We start from the raw sequence: 15,251 nt of genomic DNA on the forward strand, positions 1-15,251 counted from the left end.
CATAATCTCTAGTTTTCTTTTTCAACTACACAAGGAATATCATACCATAAAGAAAAAAGCAATCAAAGGAATCTCCTCCGATTGCTCAATTCTTTTTTGAACGGATTGAACTTATAGGAAGTTTTTATCTATACCAATTAGTGTAGAAAGAACTACCATGTTTCGTATTTTAGTCTATACTAGTCAATAAAACAAGAATAGATACTTGATTTTAATTTTTTTTTAACTATCCAGTTGGTTTTCACCATTCATGATTTTTTTTAAGTATCGACCAGTATAACTCTCTTTCACCTCAATGATTTCTTCAGGTGTACCAGTGGCTAAAATCGTACCGCCACCTTCCCCGCCTTCTGGTCCAAGATCAATAATATGATCAGCGGTTTTAATAACATCAAGGTTATGCTCAATCACTAATACCGTATTCCCTGCATCTACTAAACGTTGCAAGACATCAAGTAGCCGGGCAATATCATCTGTATGCAAACCAGTCGTTGGTTCATCCAAAATATAAAAGTTCTTACCATTCGCTATTTTGTGTAATTCACTAGCGAGTTTCATCCGCTGTGCTTCCCCACCAGATAATGTTGTAGCTGGTTGCCCCATCGTAACGTAGCCTAGACCAACATCGACAATGGTTTGAAGTTTTCGATGAATCTTAGGGATTGGTTGGAAAAATTCAACGGCATCTTCAACCGTCATTTCTAAAATATCTGCAATACTTTTTCCTTTATAATGAACTTCTAGCGTTTCAGAATTATATCGCTTCCCATGACAAACTTCACAAGGAACGTAAACGTCAGGTAGAAAGTGCATTTCAATCTTAATAATTCCATCGCCTCGGCAGGCTTCACAACGTCCACCTTTAACGTTGAAACTAAAACGGCCTTTTTTATACCCACGCATTTTAGCTTCATTTGTTTGTGCAAATAAATCTCTGATATCATCAAATACACTAGTATATGTCGCAGGATTGCTTCGTGGTGTGCGCCCAATCGGACTTTGATCGATATCAATGATTTTTTCAATACTTTCATAACCGGAAATTGATTTGAATTTACCAGGTTTTGCTGAATTACGGTTGATTTTTTGTGCAAGAGCTCGTTTTAGGATACTATTGACCAATGTACTCTTACCTGAACCAGACACACCAGTCACCGCAACAAATTCTCCTAAAGGAAATTCCACTGAAATATTTTTCAAATTATTTTCCGTTGCCCCAGTGATTTTGATGGCTTTTCCATTCCCTTTTCGGCGTTCAGTTGGAACTGGGATACTCTTTTTACCGGATAGATATTGTCCAGTCAAAGAGTCTTCATCAGCAGCCACTTCCGCAGGCGTGCCAGCTGAAACGATTTCTCCTCCTTGATGTCCGGCACCAGGGCCTACATCAATCAAATAATCTGCCGCACGCATCGTATCTTCATCATGCTCGACCACAACCAGGGTGTTCCCTAGATCACGCATTTTCTTCAATGAACCGATCAAACGGTCGTTATCTCTTTGATGGAGTCCGATAGAAGGCTCATCTAAAATATAAAGAACTCCTGAGAGATTCGAGCCAATTTGAGTGGCCAAACGGATCCGCTGTGCTTCTCCTCCTGAAAGAGTTCCTGATGCACGACTCAGCGTTAAATAATCGAGACCAACATTTTCTAAAAATGAAAGTCGATCATTCACTTCTTTTAAAATCGGTTTAGCTATTACTTTTTCTTGGTCTGAAAGGGTCAAATTTGAAAAGAAGTTGACCGCTTTTTGGATAGACAACTCGTTCGTTTGTCCAATATTCGTCCCATTGATTTGAACGGATAAAGCTTGAGGATTCAAACGATACCCATGACAAGTTTGACAAGTCAATTCAGTCATATATTGTCTCATTTGCTCTCTTGTGAAATCACTGTTTGTATCATGGTACCGACGCTTAATGTTTTTCAATACCCCTTCAAAAGTTGTTTCAACATCACGAACACCACCGAAATCATTCTCATAGTGGAAATGGAACAGCTCGTCTGTCCCATTGAGCACGATTTCTTGATGTTCAAGTGGCAACTCTTCAAAAGGCGTCTCCATATCAATCCCATAACTTTCACAGGCTTGAGCCAGCATCTGTGGATAGTATTGTGAACTGATTGGATTCCAAGGGACGATCGCTCCTTGACTCAACGTCTTCGTACGATCAGGTATCACTAAATCTTGGTCCACTTCTAATTTGACACCAAGACCATCACAATCAGGACAAGCACCAAATGGCGCATTGAAAGAAAACAGTCTTGGTTCCAATTCACCAACAGTAAAGCCACAATAAGGACAAGCGTAATGCTCGCTAAACAGCATTTCCTCTTCTCCGATGACATCAATCAAAACATAGCCTTCTGCTAAACGCAAGGCAGCTTCGATTGAATCAAACAAACGTGAACGGATTCCTTCTTTTATGATGACACGGTCTATGACAATTGCGATATCATGCTTTTTATTTTTTTCTAATTCTGGTACTTCACTTAAATCATAGATTTCTCCATCCACTCGAACACGTACGTATCCTTCTTTTTGAATACGTTCAAAAACTTTTTTATGTTGGCCTTTTTTCTTGACAATGATCGGCGCAAGAACTTGAATTTTAGTTCGTTCAGGTAATTCTAAAACTTTATCAGCCATTTGATCAATAGATTGGCTGGTGATCTCAATGTGATCATTCGGACAGATAGGATGCCCTACACGTGCAAACAGCAATCGGAGATAATCATTGATTTCTGTGACAGTTCCTACTGTTGAACGAGGGTTTTTACTAGTTGTTTTTTGATCAATTGAAATTGCTGGACTTAGCCCATCAATACTATCAACATCCGGTTTATCCATTTGCCCTAAAAATTGCCGTGCATAAGCAGAAAGACTTTCGACATATCTTCTTTGTCCTTCTGCATATAATGTATCGAATGCTAACGAACTTTTCCCAGAACCAGATAATCCAGTGACCACCACAAATTTATCTCGCGGAATTGTCACATTGATGTTTTTTAAATTGTGGGCTCTTGCACCATGGATAATTATTTTATCATTTGCCATATAATCCCCCTACTCTGACGCCTTTAGTTCAAGAATCATATCCCGTACATTTGCGGCTGTCTCGAAATCTAATGCTTTAGCAGCATCTTTCATTTCTTTTTCTAATTTCATTAATAATGTAGCTTTTTCTTCTCTTGTCATTTCTTCATAGGATACTTGAACCGTTTCTTTTGCATCATCTTCGGATTCTTTCGTGATGGAAATCAAATCACGGATCTCTTTGATGATCGTTTTCGGCACGATACCATGCTCTTGATTATATTGTTCTTGGATACTACGTCGTCTAGCAGTTTCATCGATAGCCTTGCGCATCGAATCAGTCACTTTGTCCGCATACATAATCACTTTTCCTTCTGCATTCCGTGCTGCACGTCCAATCGTCTGTACTAAAGAACGTTCGCTCCGTAAAAAGCCTTCTTTATCTGCATCCAAAATCGCTACTAGCGAAACTTCCGGTACATCAAGTCCTTCACGTAACAAGTTGATTCCTACAAGTACATCGAATTCACCTAAACGAAGATCACGAATGATTTCAGTACGTTCTAATGTTTTGATATCACTATGCAGATATTTGACTTTGATTCCTAATTCTTTAAAATAATCAGTCAAATCTTCAGACATTTTCTTTGTCAATGTAGTTACAAATACGCGCTGATCTTTTTCAACTCGTTCATTGATTTCTCCTACCAGATCATCAATTTGCCCCATGATCGGCCGCACTTCGATGATTGGATCTAGTAACCCAGTTGGTCGGATGATCTGTTGAATCACTGTATCCGTTTGTTCATACTCATATGGACCAGGCGTAGCAGATACATAAACGATTTGATTCACGTGCTTTTCAAACTCTTCTAATCGTAACGGACGATTGTCTAATGCCGATGGTAAACGAAAACCATAATCGACTAACATCTGTTTTCTTGCGCGGTCACCATTGTACATTCCCCGAATTTGCGGCATTGTCACATGCGATTCATCAATAATCATTAATGAATCTTCGGGAAAGAAATCAAGTAATGTGTATGGTGGCTCACCTTCTTTTCGACCATCCATGTGTCGCGAATAATTTTCGATTCCAGATGTATAACCCATCTCTAACATCATTTCAATATCATAGTTTGTTCGTTGTTCTAGCCGTTGAGCCTCTAACAATTTATTCTCATTCCGCAAAACTGTCAAACGTTGTTCCAGTTCCGCTTTGATATTTGCAACCGCATGTTCCATGTGTTCATCATTTGTAACAAAGTGAGTCGCTGGAAATATCGCCACATGCTCAGTTTCTCCCAAGACCTCACCAGTCAACGCATTGACTTCACGAATCCTTTCGACCTCATCACCAAAAAATTCAACACGCAACGCACGTTCATCCCGACTGGCTGGGAAAATCTCCACAACGTCCCCACGTACTCGAAAACGACCACGTTGAAAATCAATATCGTTGCGCTCAAATTGGATACTAACTAAATCACGAATCAATTGATTACGATCAAGCTCAGCTCCTTGTCTAATTGAAACGACTTGTTTTTGATACTCAAAAGGTGAACCCAAACCAAAGATGCAAGAAACAGAAGCAATCACGATCACGTCATTTCGTTCTAATAACGAACTGGTTGCCGAATGTCGTAATTTATCAATTTCATCATTGACACTAGAATCCTTTTCAATGTAAGTATCACTTGAAGGGACATAAGCTTCAGGTTGATAATAATCGTAATAAGATACAAAATATTCAACTGCATTATTGGGGAAAAATTCTTTGAACTCCCCATATAATTGTCCAGCTAATGTTTTATTGTGGGCAATAATCAATGTTGGCTTATTCACTTTTTCAATCAAATTCGAAACGGTGTACGTCTTCCCTGTACCGGTTGCTCCTAAAAGTATCTGAGCTTTCTTTCCACCAACTACCCCATCAACTAACTGTGTAATGGCTTCGGGTTGATCTCCTGCTGGTTGATATTTTGACACCAACTCAAAGTGTCGGGAGGTATCTCTTTCTATCATATTTCATCCTCCTTTTCATTCTTTCCTCTTCATTTTACGACCACAAAAAAGAAAAGGAAAGCAAAGGCATTCCTTGTTGATTTATTATACCACACCGAACATACTTTCGCTACTTTTGAGTTTTTTCTTTTCTACTATATTATATAAATTCATACATGTATTAAGTAGTAAATTAGGCAGCAAAAATATATATCAATAATGTCCCTTAAGTAATTATTTATCTTACGTCAGATTCCTCTCTACATTTATTATGTTACATTTTATAACATAGATTGTTACAAAATGACATTTTTTTTATTTTTTTCAGCAACTCAGCTTGTATCTATTATTAGTTTTCGCATATAATAGGAAAATATGAAAAGTTATTGAAATTTTAGGAGGTTAATTATGAAAAAAAAGCATTTGCTTCATACGATTATTTTCATAATGACAGGACTTGTCACATTTGCGCTTAGCAATCCTGTACAAGCTGACGATAAAACTACTGCTGACTCAAGTACGAGCGAGACGATGCAAAAAATAGAACCTAAGAAAGAGACGTATATCATTGCCAGCGATTCAGCTTTTGCACCTTTCGAGTTTCAAAACGCTGAAGGCAAATACGAGGGAATTGATGTTGGATTAATGGAGGCAATCTCCAAACTGCAAGGATTTAACCTACGTATGGATTATCGTGGTTTCTCTGCTGCGCTACAAGCGTTAGAATCTGGTCAAGCAGATGGAATGATCGCAGGAATGACTGTGACCGATGAACGAAAAAAAAGCTATGATTTCTCAGATCCTTATTTTGAAAGCGGGATTCAAATCGCTGTCAAAAAAGGAGACAATTCAATCAAGTCCTATGAAGACCTAAAAGGAAAAACAGTAGGTGCCAAAGTTGGAACTGAAAGTGCTGATTTCTTAAATGCCCACGAAGACCAGTACGGCTATACCATCAAGTACTTCGATTCTGCAGATCAGTTATATGACGGATTGAGAGTTGGCGCAATTGACGCCATGATGGACGACTACCCTGTTATCGGCTATGCAATTAAAAACAATCAACAATTAGAAACACCGATTGCTAAAGAATCTGGTGGTAAATACGCTTTTGCTGTGAAAAAAGGCCAAAATCCTGAACTATTACAAATGTTCAACGAAGGTCTAAAAGAATTAAAACGAACTGGCGAATACGATAAAATCATCAACAAATATATCTCAACAGATAATACGCCTACTAAAGCCAGCAAAGATGAATCTACACTAACTGGTCTATTACAAAACAACTACAAAGTTTTACTAAAAGGTTTATGGCAAACGATCTTATTAACTTTAATTTCATTCGCCTTGGCATTAGTTGTTGGTGTTATCTTTGGTTTATTCAGCGTAGCGCCAATCAGAGCCCTACGAACAATTGCAAGTATTTATGTCGATGTCATCCGCGGTATTCCAATGATGGTTCTTGCATTCTTCATCTTTTTTGGATTACCAGGTATCGTCGGATTTACTATTCCCGACTTCATTGCCGGGATTATCACACTAACTTTGAACGCCAGCGCTTATATCGCAGAAATCGTTCGTGGTGGGATCAAAGCTGTGCCAGTTGGTCAAATGGAAGCTTCTCGCAGTTTAGGACTTTCATATAATCGAACCATGCAAAAAATCATCTTACCACAAGCAATCAAGATCATGTTGCCATCTTTCGTGAACCAATTCGTTATTTCATTGAAAGATACAACAATCATCTCAGCGATCGGTGTGGTAGAGTTACTGCAAACTGGTAAAATTATCGTTGCACGTACGACACAAAGTACGTACGTCTATCTAATTATTGCTATCATGTATTTGATCCTCATTACTATTCTGACAAAATTAGCAAAAGTTTTAGAAAAGAAGGTGAAATAAGATGGCTGAAAAAATTCTAGTTGAACATCTTGTAAAAAAATACGGTGAAAATACCGTTTTAAATGATATCAATGTTTCAATCAACGAAGGTGACGTTGTTTGTATCATCGGTCCTTCCGGTTCAGGAAAAAGTACCTTCCTACGTTGTTTAAACCGTTTAGAAGAGCCTTCAGACGGCGAAATCATCATTGATGGGGCCCACTTAATGGACAAAAACACCGATATCAATTTGGTAAGACAACACATCGGAATGGTATTCCAACATTTTAATTTATTCCCACATCTTTCAGTGCTAGAAAACATTACATTAGCACCAATGGATTTGAAAAAAGAATCAAAAGAAGCCGCTGAAAAGAAAGCAATCAAATTGCTACAAACCGTCGGCCTTGAAGATAAAAAAGACATGTATCCAGAAATGCTTTCTGGTGGACAAAAACAACGGGTCGCTATCGCTCGTGCTCTAGCGATGAATCCTGATATCATGCTCTTCGACGAACCAACTTCTGCACTAGACCCGGAAATGGTCGGAGATGTCTTGAACGTCATGAAAAAATTAGCTAAGCAAGGGATGACGATGGTTATCGTTACACACGAAATGGGCTTTGCTAAAGAAGTTGCCAATCGTGTCATGTTTATTGATGGAGGGAATTTCCTAGAAGATGGCACACCACAACAAATCTTTGAAAATCCACAAAATGAACGAACAAAAGATTTCCTAGATAAAGTACTAGATATTTAACCTTAAAATGATGAAATTGTTAAAGACCGTTGCAAAAGGATGTCTATCCCTTGCAACGGTCTTTATTTTAAAGGCATTTATAAAATTGACAAAAAAACACTTGATTCCTTTTTGTCCTCTTCTTTCGTCCCTGCTTTAATTATTTGTTTGCCACTTTCTCCTGTCTAAATAAAAAAAGCAAATCAATAAGAGGCTGGCGATTCTCCAGCAATTAGGTTTTGGTCTAACTGCCAGAGATGCTAGCTGAATTTATTGATTTGCTTTTCTTTTATTTTCTTTTCTTACCGCCAAAGGCATCTTTCACTTTATCAAAGAAGCCATCTTCTTGTTGTTCTTCTACTTTGATGCCGCCAGCTTCAGCAAAAGCACGCAATGCTTCACGTTGCTGTTCATTTAAGTTCTTCGGCGTGATCAACTTCACTTTCACATGTTGATCCCCAGTAGCTCCTCCACGAAGTTTAGGCGCTCCTTTGCCACGTAAACGGAAATTCGTTCCTGTTTGCGTACCTGCCGGAATTTTAAGTTTGACATCTCCATGAACGGTTGGCACTTTTACTTCATCACCTAAAGCAGCTTGTACAAAACTCAATGGCAATTCGTAATAGATCTCTGAACCATCACGATCGAAAATATCACTTTCTTCCACACGGAATACAACATATAGATCACCAAATGGTCCGCCGTTTTCTCCAGCTTCGCCTTGACCTGCCAGACGCATTTGTTGTCCTTCTTCTACACCCGCTGGTACATTCACCTTAACAGAATGTGCTTTCTTTTCGTGACCAGAACCATGACAAGTTGGACAAGGATCTTTGATTTCTTTACCAGTACCATGACAAACGTCACAAGTTTGACGACTCATCACACGGCCAAGTGGCGTTTGACGTTCCACATTGATTGTCCCTGATCCATGACACTTATGACAAGTTGTTGGTTGTGTTCCAGGTTTCGCACCATTTCCATGGCAAGTATGACAAATTTCTTCTCGGTTATACTTGATTTCTTTTTCTACGCCAAAAATCGCTTCTTCAAAAGAAAGATCGATCGTATACTGTAAATCCGCACCCTGTCTTGGAGCATTAGGGTCTACCGTACGACCGCCACCGCCAAAGAATGAATCAAAGATATCTTCGAAGCCACCAAAACCGCCACCTGAAAAGCCGCCAAAACCACCAAAGCCGCCACCGGCTCCACCAGCGCCATAGTTTGGATCGGTACCTGCGTGTCCATATTGATCATAAGCTGCCCGTTTTTGCGGGTCACTTAAAATTTCATAAGCTTCTGATACTTCTTTGAATTTTTCTTCTGCATCAGCTTCTTTATTGATATCTGGATGATATTTTTTTGATAGCTTTCGATAAGCTTTTTTAATTTCATCTTCAGAAGCTCCTTTTGAGAGCCCTAAGACTTCATAATAATCACGTTTTGTTGCCATAGGCTTTCCTCCTATTGGTTCTCATCATTTCCACGTCGCTTGTTATCATATCATACTTTTACGAAAACAAAAACTGCTACTTTCAAGTATTTAAAAAAGGAAGCTAGTTTAAGGCTCATACCTAAGTCAAGTTTTCCAAATTGAAGAAAGAATGTTCCTCAAATCTTATCTTATGACCAGATCGAACTACCTCAAAGCAACAGCTATTGTCCAAGAAATTCTCCCATTGTTCTTATGACTTCTGTTATTCAACAGGCATAATCATGCACATCAAATCTCCAAACAATAAGGTCTCTATTTTGCGCATCATTCTTGAAAAAGAACGTCCAATAACCTTTTAGGCCTCGCTAAATGTAGCACTATCGGAAAATAATCCGAAGAATCTCGAAAATATGAGAATCTATTTTCGCATTCTTCGGATTATTTCTTAGAGCTGATCTCTTTTGCTAAACCTTCTTTCAAGCATTGGCACTAAAAACGAATGGTAAAGTAAATTGTTGTATAAACTTCGATTCACTCGTCTTTTAGATCCTGCTTAATATTGTTTAACAACGTATTCAAAAGGTTGTATTGTATGATAACAGTCCCAGCTAGAGAAGGGGAAAACCTTCTCTACTGAAACTTGTCATTTCTACTAAACAGCTAACGATTATTTAATGAGATTATTTTTTGTCGTCTCCGTCGACTTCTTCAAAGTCAGCGTCTACTACATCATCTGCACCTGTTTGCGCTGCTTCTGGATTTTCTTGTGCTTGTTGTTGCGCAGCTTGTTCATACAATTTAACTGTCAAATTTTGCACGATTTCATTCAATGCATCACGTTTTGTTTTCATTTCTTCGATATTGTTTGCTTCAACAGCAGCTTTCAATTCATCGCGAGCTTCTTCAGCTTTTTTCACTTCTTCTGCGTCAACTTTACCTTCTAATTCTTTTAGTGTTTTGTCAACTGAGAATAGTAAAGCATCAATATCGTTACGTAAATCCACTTCTTCTTTACGTGCTTTATCTGCTTCTGCATTCGCTTCTGCATCTTTTACCATGCGTTCGATTTCATCATCAGTTAGACCTGAAGAAGATTTAATCGTGATTTTTTGTTCTTTTTGTGTACCTAGGTCTTTAGCAGAAACATTCACGATACCATTTTTATCAATGTCAAAAGTAACTTCGATTTGTGGCACACCACGTGGTGCTGCAGGAATATCTGTTAATTGGAATCTTCCTAACGTTTTGTTGTCAGCAGCCATCGGACGTTCACCTTGCAAGACATGGATATCTACAGCAGGTTGATTATCTGCAGCCGTTGAGAACACTTGTGATTTACTTGTAGGGATCGTTGTGTTTCGATCAATTAATTTAGTAAAGACGCCACCCATTGTTTCAATACCTAGTGATAACGGAGTAACATCAAGTAACACAACGTCTTTAACATCACCTGTGATAACCCCACCTTGGATAGCAGCACCCATCGCTACTACTTCATCTGGGTTTACAGATTTGTTTGGTTCTTTTCCAGTTTCTTTTCTTACTGCTTCAACAACTGCAGGAATACGTGTTGAACCACCAACTAAGATAACTTCATCAATTTCAGATTGTGATAAACCAGCATCTTTCAAGGCTTGTCGTACTGGAATTTTTGTACGCTCTACTAAATCAGCGGTTAATTCATCAAATTTCGCACGAGTCAATGTCATTTCTAAGTGAAGAGGGCCTGCTTCGCCAGCTGTGATGAACGGTAAGCTGATTTGTGTGCTTGATACTCCAGATAAATCTTTTTTCGCTTTTTCTGCAGCATCTTTCAAACGTTGCAATGCCATTTTATCTTGTGATAAATCAATGCCGTTTTCTTTTTTGAACTCAGCTACCATGTGATCAATGATTTTGTTATCGAAGTCATCCCCACCTAGATGGTTATCTCCAGCTGTTGATAGTACGTCAAATACGCCATCACCTAATTCAAGGATAGATACGTCGAACGTACCACCACCAAGGTCAAATACTAGGATTTTTTCATCACGATCTGTTTTATCCAAGCCATAAGCAAGCGCTGCAGCAGTTGGTTCATTTACAATACGTTCAACTTCTAAGCCAGCAATTTTACCAGCATCTTTTGTTGCTTGACGTTGTGCATCATTGAAGTAAGCAGGCACAGTAATAACTGCTTTTTCAACTTTTTCACCTAGATAGTCTTCAGCGAATCCTTTGATATATTGAAGGATCATTGCAGAGATTTCTTGTGGTGTATATGATTTTCCTTCTACTTCTACTTTATAGCCTGGTTCACCGATATGGCGTTTGATCGATGAAATCGTATTTGGATTAGTTACTGCTTGACGTTTAGCAACTTCACCCACTTGAATTTCCCCATTTTTAAATGAGACAACAGAAGGAGTTGTACGGTTACCTTCTGGATTTGCAATAATTTTTGCTTCGTTTCCTTCTAAAACAGCTACTGCTGAATTGGTTGTACCTAAGTCAATACCGATAATTTTACTCATAATTAACGTCTCCTTATCTTAGTTAATTTTATATCATGACATTATTGCGCAACAATAACCATTGTTGGTCTTAATACGCGGTCATGTAATTTGTAACCTTCCTGTAGTACTTCGACGATTGTGTCAGCTGGAAGTTCCTCAGTCGCTGGCACGGTTTGTACAGCTTGATGGAGGTTCGGATCAAAAGCCTCTCCTTTTGCTGGGATTTTTTCGATTCCTTCTTCTTTAAGTGCTTGTTTCAAGCTTTCTAGTACCATTTCGACACCTTTTTTCAAACTTGCACCCTGATCATCAACCACATCTGTAGCCAAAGCACGCTCTAAGTTATCAATTGAAGGTAATAATTTTTTAGCAAGATCTTGTGAACGATATTTTTGTAATTGTTCACGTTCATTTTTACTTCGATTTGCAATATTTGCAATCTCAGCTCGAGCACGTAAATATTTATCTTCCAACTCTTCCATTTCAGCCTTTAAATTTAAACGCTCAAATTCTTCAGCTTCTACGTCAGAGACACCTGAGTCTTCCGTCGCTTCCGTATCGATTTCCGTATCTTCTTGAATATCCGCTACGTCTTTTTCTAACTCTTCTTTTTTTTCTTTCACAAGACACACTCCTTTTCGTTAATCAGTCAGTGATTCGTTTTCATGCTAAGATCCAGTCAAATCAATTGATCGATAATAATCAGCAAGCTTGTTCGCTAATTCTTGACGATAGACATCTACCAGACCCAGCATTTTTGAATAAGGCATACTGGTTGGTCCTAACAAGGCTATTGTACCTCGACCGTGTCCAGCAATCTCGTAACTTGCTTGGATCATGCTCATATTTTGTAAAAGCTCATTTCCTAATTCAGATCCAATTTTGATGTGGATGTTACTATCCGTTGGGACGATCATTTGGGTTAATTCATAAGTATCTGTCATAAACGAAAACATCGATTTGAACTGCTCCAGATCTTGGTGGAGTTCATAATCTAGTAGATTCATTTGCCCACTTACATAAATTTTGTCTTCAAACGCATGTCCGAGTATCGTATCAAAAAGATTTGATATCCCTTCAGTTGTCTGAAAATATCTATGCAAAATCATCGGAATCTCTGTCCGCAATTTATGATAGACAGTCATCAATGGATCTCCCACCAATCGTTCATTGACAATGCGAACAATTTTTTCTAAATCTTGGCTTCCTAGATTTTCAGGAAGTGTAAAAACTTGGCTTTCTACATTTCCTTTATCGGTTACTACAATCGCAATCACTTGACGACTATTTAAAGGAACGATACGAAAACCAGTCAAACGGCGGTCTTTAATTTCTGGGCCTAACGAGAAGGTTGTGTAACTAGTCAGCTCGGATAAAATCTCAGCAGATTGTTGAATAATCTCGTTAATTTCATGAAATTCTTTGCTTAAAGACAGCCGAATCTGCTGCAGATCATCATTGGTTACACGAGCAGGTTTTAGCAAATGATCCACATAATGCCGATAACCTAATGCTGAAGGAATCCTTCCTGATGAAGAATGAGTTTTAAGTAACAACCCAGCATCTTCTAAGGCTTTCATGTCATTACGGATCGTTGCTGAGCTTGCCTTGACTCCATCTTCCATTAAGGTTTTGGAGCCAACGGGTATACCGCTACTCGTATAGTTTTGGATGATCAGACGTAAAATCTCACTTTGTCTTTGTGTTAACATCTTCTTCACCTCTCATTAGCACTCATATCTTCTAAGTGCTAACCCACTTACTAATATAGCAAGAAGCGCATAGTGTGTCAAGAAAAAGAACACCACTTTTAGCACTCTCATTTAACGAGTGCTAAAAGCGGCATTCTCTGATAAATACATTGATAGATCAACACTAAAGATAAATAGGTTTCTTAATACCTTCCATTATTTAATCGATCTATAAAGAAATTTAAAGGTTTTATTGACCTCTCACAACTATTTTTCAAGCAAGAAACGTTCAAAGACTTCATTTCCTAGAAAAGTTCCTTTTGGCGTTAAATAAATTCGATCGGATTCATTTACCAATAATCCTTCTTTTTCTAAATCTGTCAAAACCTTTGAATAAAGCGATTCGATTGTTTGCTGATAACGTTCGTAAAAATGTTGTTTGGAAATTCCTATCTTTTTCCTTAACCCAAGAAACATTTCTTCCTCGATTTGATTTTCTCTTAAAAGTACTTCAGTTTCCAAAACAGGGAGTTCTCCTGCTCTTAATGGACGTAAATAATGTTGAATCGGTCCCTTATTACGGTATCGTTTATTCCCAAGATATCCACTTGCACCTGCGCCAAAGCCGAAATAATGATCATTGTTCCAATACATCAAATTGTGTTTTGATTCATGCCCCTCCAACCCAAAATTACTGATCTCATATTGATGACGTCCCTTTTTTTCCATTGCTTGTATGGTTTCTTCAAACATCCGCGTTTCGGTTTCTTGATCAGGCAGTTCTAAACGCCCTTGCCGCACCCAATTCATAAACATCGTTTTATTTTCTAAAATCAATGAATACAATGAATAATGGGGCAAATCAAGTGCAAGTGCTTGATTCAATGTCTCTCGATAGCCCTCTAACGTTTGTCCAGGTAACGCATAAATCAGATCAATACTCACATTCGTAAAGTTTTCTTCTTCTAAAAAACGCATTGTTTGGTAAACATCCTCTGCGGTATGTTTCCGCCCAATTTTTTTCAGCAACCGATTATCAAAAGTTTGCACCCCCATTGATAAACGATTCACTCCATAATTTTTCATGACCTGAAGCTTTTCTTTCGTTAGATCTCCAGGATTCGCTTCAACCGTAAATTCTTTTCCTTCTTTAAAAGGCAATATTTCCCTAGCGCCTGCTAACAAACGATCCAATTGCACTGCAGTCAAAGACGTAGGTGTCCCACCACCAACATACAGCGTTTCTAATTCTTTTACAGGATGTTGTTCAAGTGTGATTTCCATTTCTTTTAGAAGCATCTCGACATATTCATCTACGGGTTGACCTTCTAAAAATACTTTATTAAAGTCACAGTAATAACAGATATGCTCACAAAACGGGATATGGATATACGCAGAAACCTTTTGTTCTGCGGGATTGGTTGTTTCATTCATTCAACTAAATTCTCCTTACGTCGAAAAGTCGTACCTGTTTTCGACCTTCTTTAAACGGTGTTCAAGCGATTGCTTCTACGGAATTAAGTTCAAAAAATTCAAAAATATGGAAAGCTATTTTCGATTTTTCGCTCTTAATTCTTGAAGCATACCATCGCTTTCACAACCTCTCATATACGCATACTAACCGTATTTTCCAAACAAATCCACTAAAAAATCCAAGAATCGACTTCTTGGACTAGTTTTTCTTTGGTTGTATTGGTTACTTGGTTATAAATTTCTAAAGTTGTTTTCATGTTGGAGTGACCCACTCGCTCCATGATCGCTTTAATCGGAACGCCTGCTTCTGCCAAGAAAGAAATATGTGTGTAGCGAAAAGTATGCGTAGTTACATATATTAGAATAATTGAAATGGAGATAACATGAGAAAAGAAGTAGCTATAATTAAATACGCAATTTTTTTCATTTTTCACCTCTGTTACGCAAAAAAAGAAGGCTGATTTCCTCATCAATCTTCTTTCTTTTTT

Annotated in this window: 9 protein-coding genes and 1 pseudogene; 2 read left to right on the forward strand and 8 right to left on the reverse strand. The window is 38.2% G+C overall.

The annotated features are described in order from the left end of the window. Positions 1-222: 222 nt before the first annotated feature. Together uvrA and uvrB are read right to left on the reverse strand one after the other, a co-directional pair. On the reverse strand, positions 223-3,060 hold the full coding sequence (gene uvrA / locus IGL30_RS07495) for an excinuclease ABC subunit UvrA (protein WP_081127457.1): 2,838 nt from the start codon (positions 3,058-3,060) through the stop codon (positions 223-225). Positions 3,061-3,069: 9 nt separating this feature from the next. Continuing rightward, positions 3,070-5,064, reverse strand: coding sequence for an excinuclease ABC subunit UvrB (gene uvrB / locus IGL30_RS07500; protein WP_034698271.1), 1,995 nt, complete (start codon positions 5,062-5,064; stop codon positions 3,070-3,072). Positions 5,065-5,451: 387 nt separating this feature from the next. On the opposite strand from uvrB, the gene IGL30_RS07505 reads away from it, so the two are divergent. Continuing rightward, complete coding sequence (locus IGL30_RS07505) at positions 5,452-6,948, forward strand: amino acid ABC transporter substrate-binding protein/permease (RefSeq protein WP_123874710.1); 1,497 nt, start codon at positions 5,452-5,454, stop codon at positions 6,946-6,948. 1 nt (position 6,949) lies between these two features. After that, positions 6,950-7,687 (forward strand): amino acid ABC transporter ATP-binding protein, encoded by a 738-nt coding sequence (locus IGL30_RS07510; RefSeq protein WP_010718943.1) that lies wholly within the window; start codon positions 6,950-6,952, stop codon positions 7,685-7,687. A gap of 268 nt (positions 7,688-7,955) precedes the next feature. Here IGL30_RS07510 and dnaJ read toward each other — a convergent pair whose 3' ends face one another. From dnaJ to IGL30_RS07540, 6 genes and pseudogenes are all read right to left on the reverse strand, one after another. Then, on the reverse strand, positions 7,956-9,122 hold the full coding sequence (gene dnaJ / locus IGL30_RS07515) for a molecular chaperone DnaJ (RefSeq protein WP_010718942.1): 1,167 nt from the start codon (positions 9,120-9,122) through the stop codon (positions 7,956-7,958). Between the two features lie 662 nt (positions 9,123-9,784). Continuing rightward, positions 9,785-11,617, reverse strand: coding sequence for a molecular chaperone DnaK (gene dnaK / locus IGL30_RS07520; protein WP_010718941.1), 1,833 nt, complete (start codon positions 11,615-11,617; stop codon positions 9,785-9,787). Positions 11,618-11,658: 41 nt separating this feature from the next. Further along, a complete protein-coding gene (grpE, locus tag IGL30_RS07525; protein ID WP_088744908.1) occupies positions 11,659-12,222 on the reverse strand; it encodes a nucleotide exchange factor GrpE in 564 nt (187 codons plus the stop codon). A 45-nt stretch (positions 12,223-12,267) separates the two neighbouring features. Then, complete coding sequence (gene hrcA / locus IGL30_RS07530; protein ID WP_010718939.1) at positions 12,268-13,311, reverse strand: heat-inducible transcriptional repressor HrcA; 1,044 nt, start codon at positions 13,309-13,311, stop codon at positions 12,268-12,270. 246 nt (positions 13,312-13,557) lie between these two features. Further along, positions 13,558-14,724, reverse strand: coding sequence for a radical SAM family heme chaperone HemW (hemW, locus tag IGL30_RS07535; RefSeq protein WP_088744909.1), 1,167 nt, complete (start codon positions 14,722-14,724; stop codon positions 13,558-13,560). 209 nt (positions 14,725-14,933) lie between these two features. Next, a pseudogene (locus IGL30_RS07540) lies at positions 14,934-15,116 on the reverse strand (tyrosine-type recombinase/integrase); the annotation flags it as partial. Positions 15,117-15,251 lie beyond the last annotated feature (135 nt).

This window comes from Enterococcus sp. DIV1089c, from assembly GCF_050530965.1.
GTDB classification, from domain to species: domain Bacteria; phylum Bacillota; class Bacilli; order Lactobacillales; family Enterococcaceae; genus Enterococcus_B; species Enterococcus_B hirae.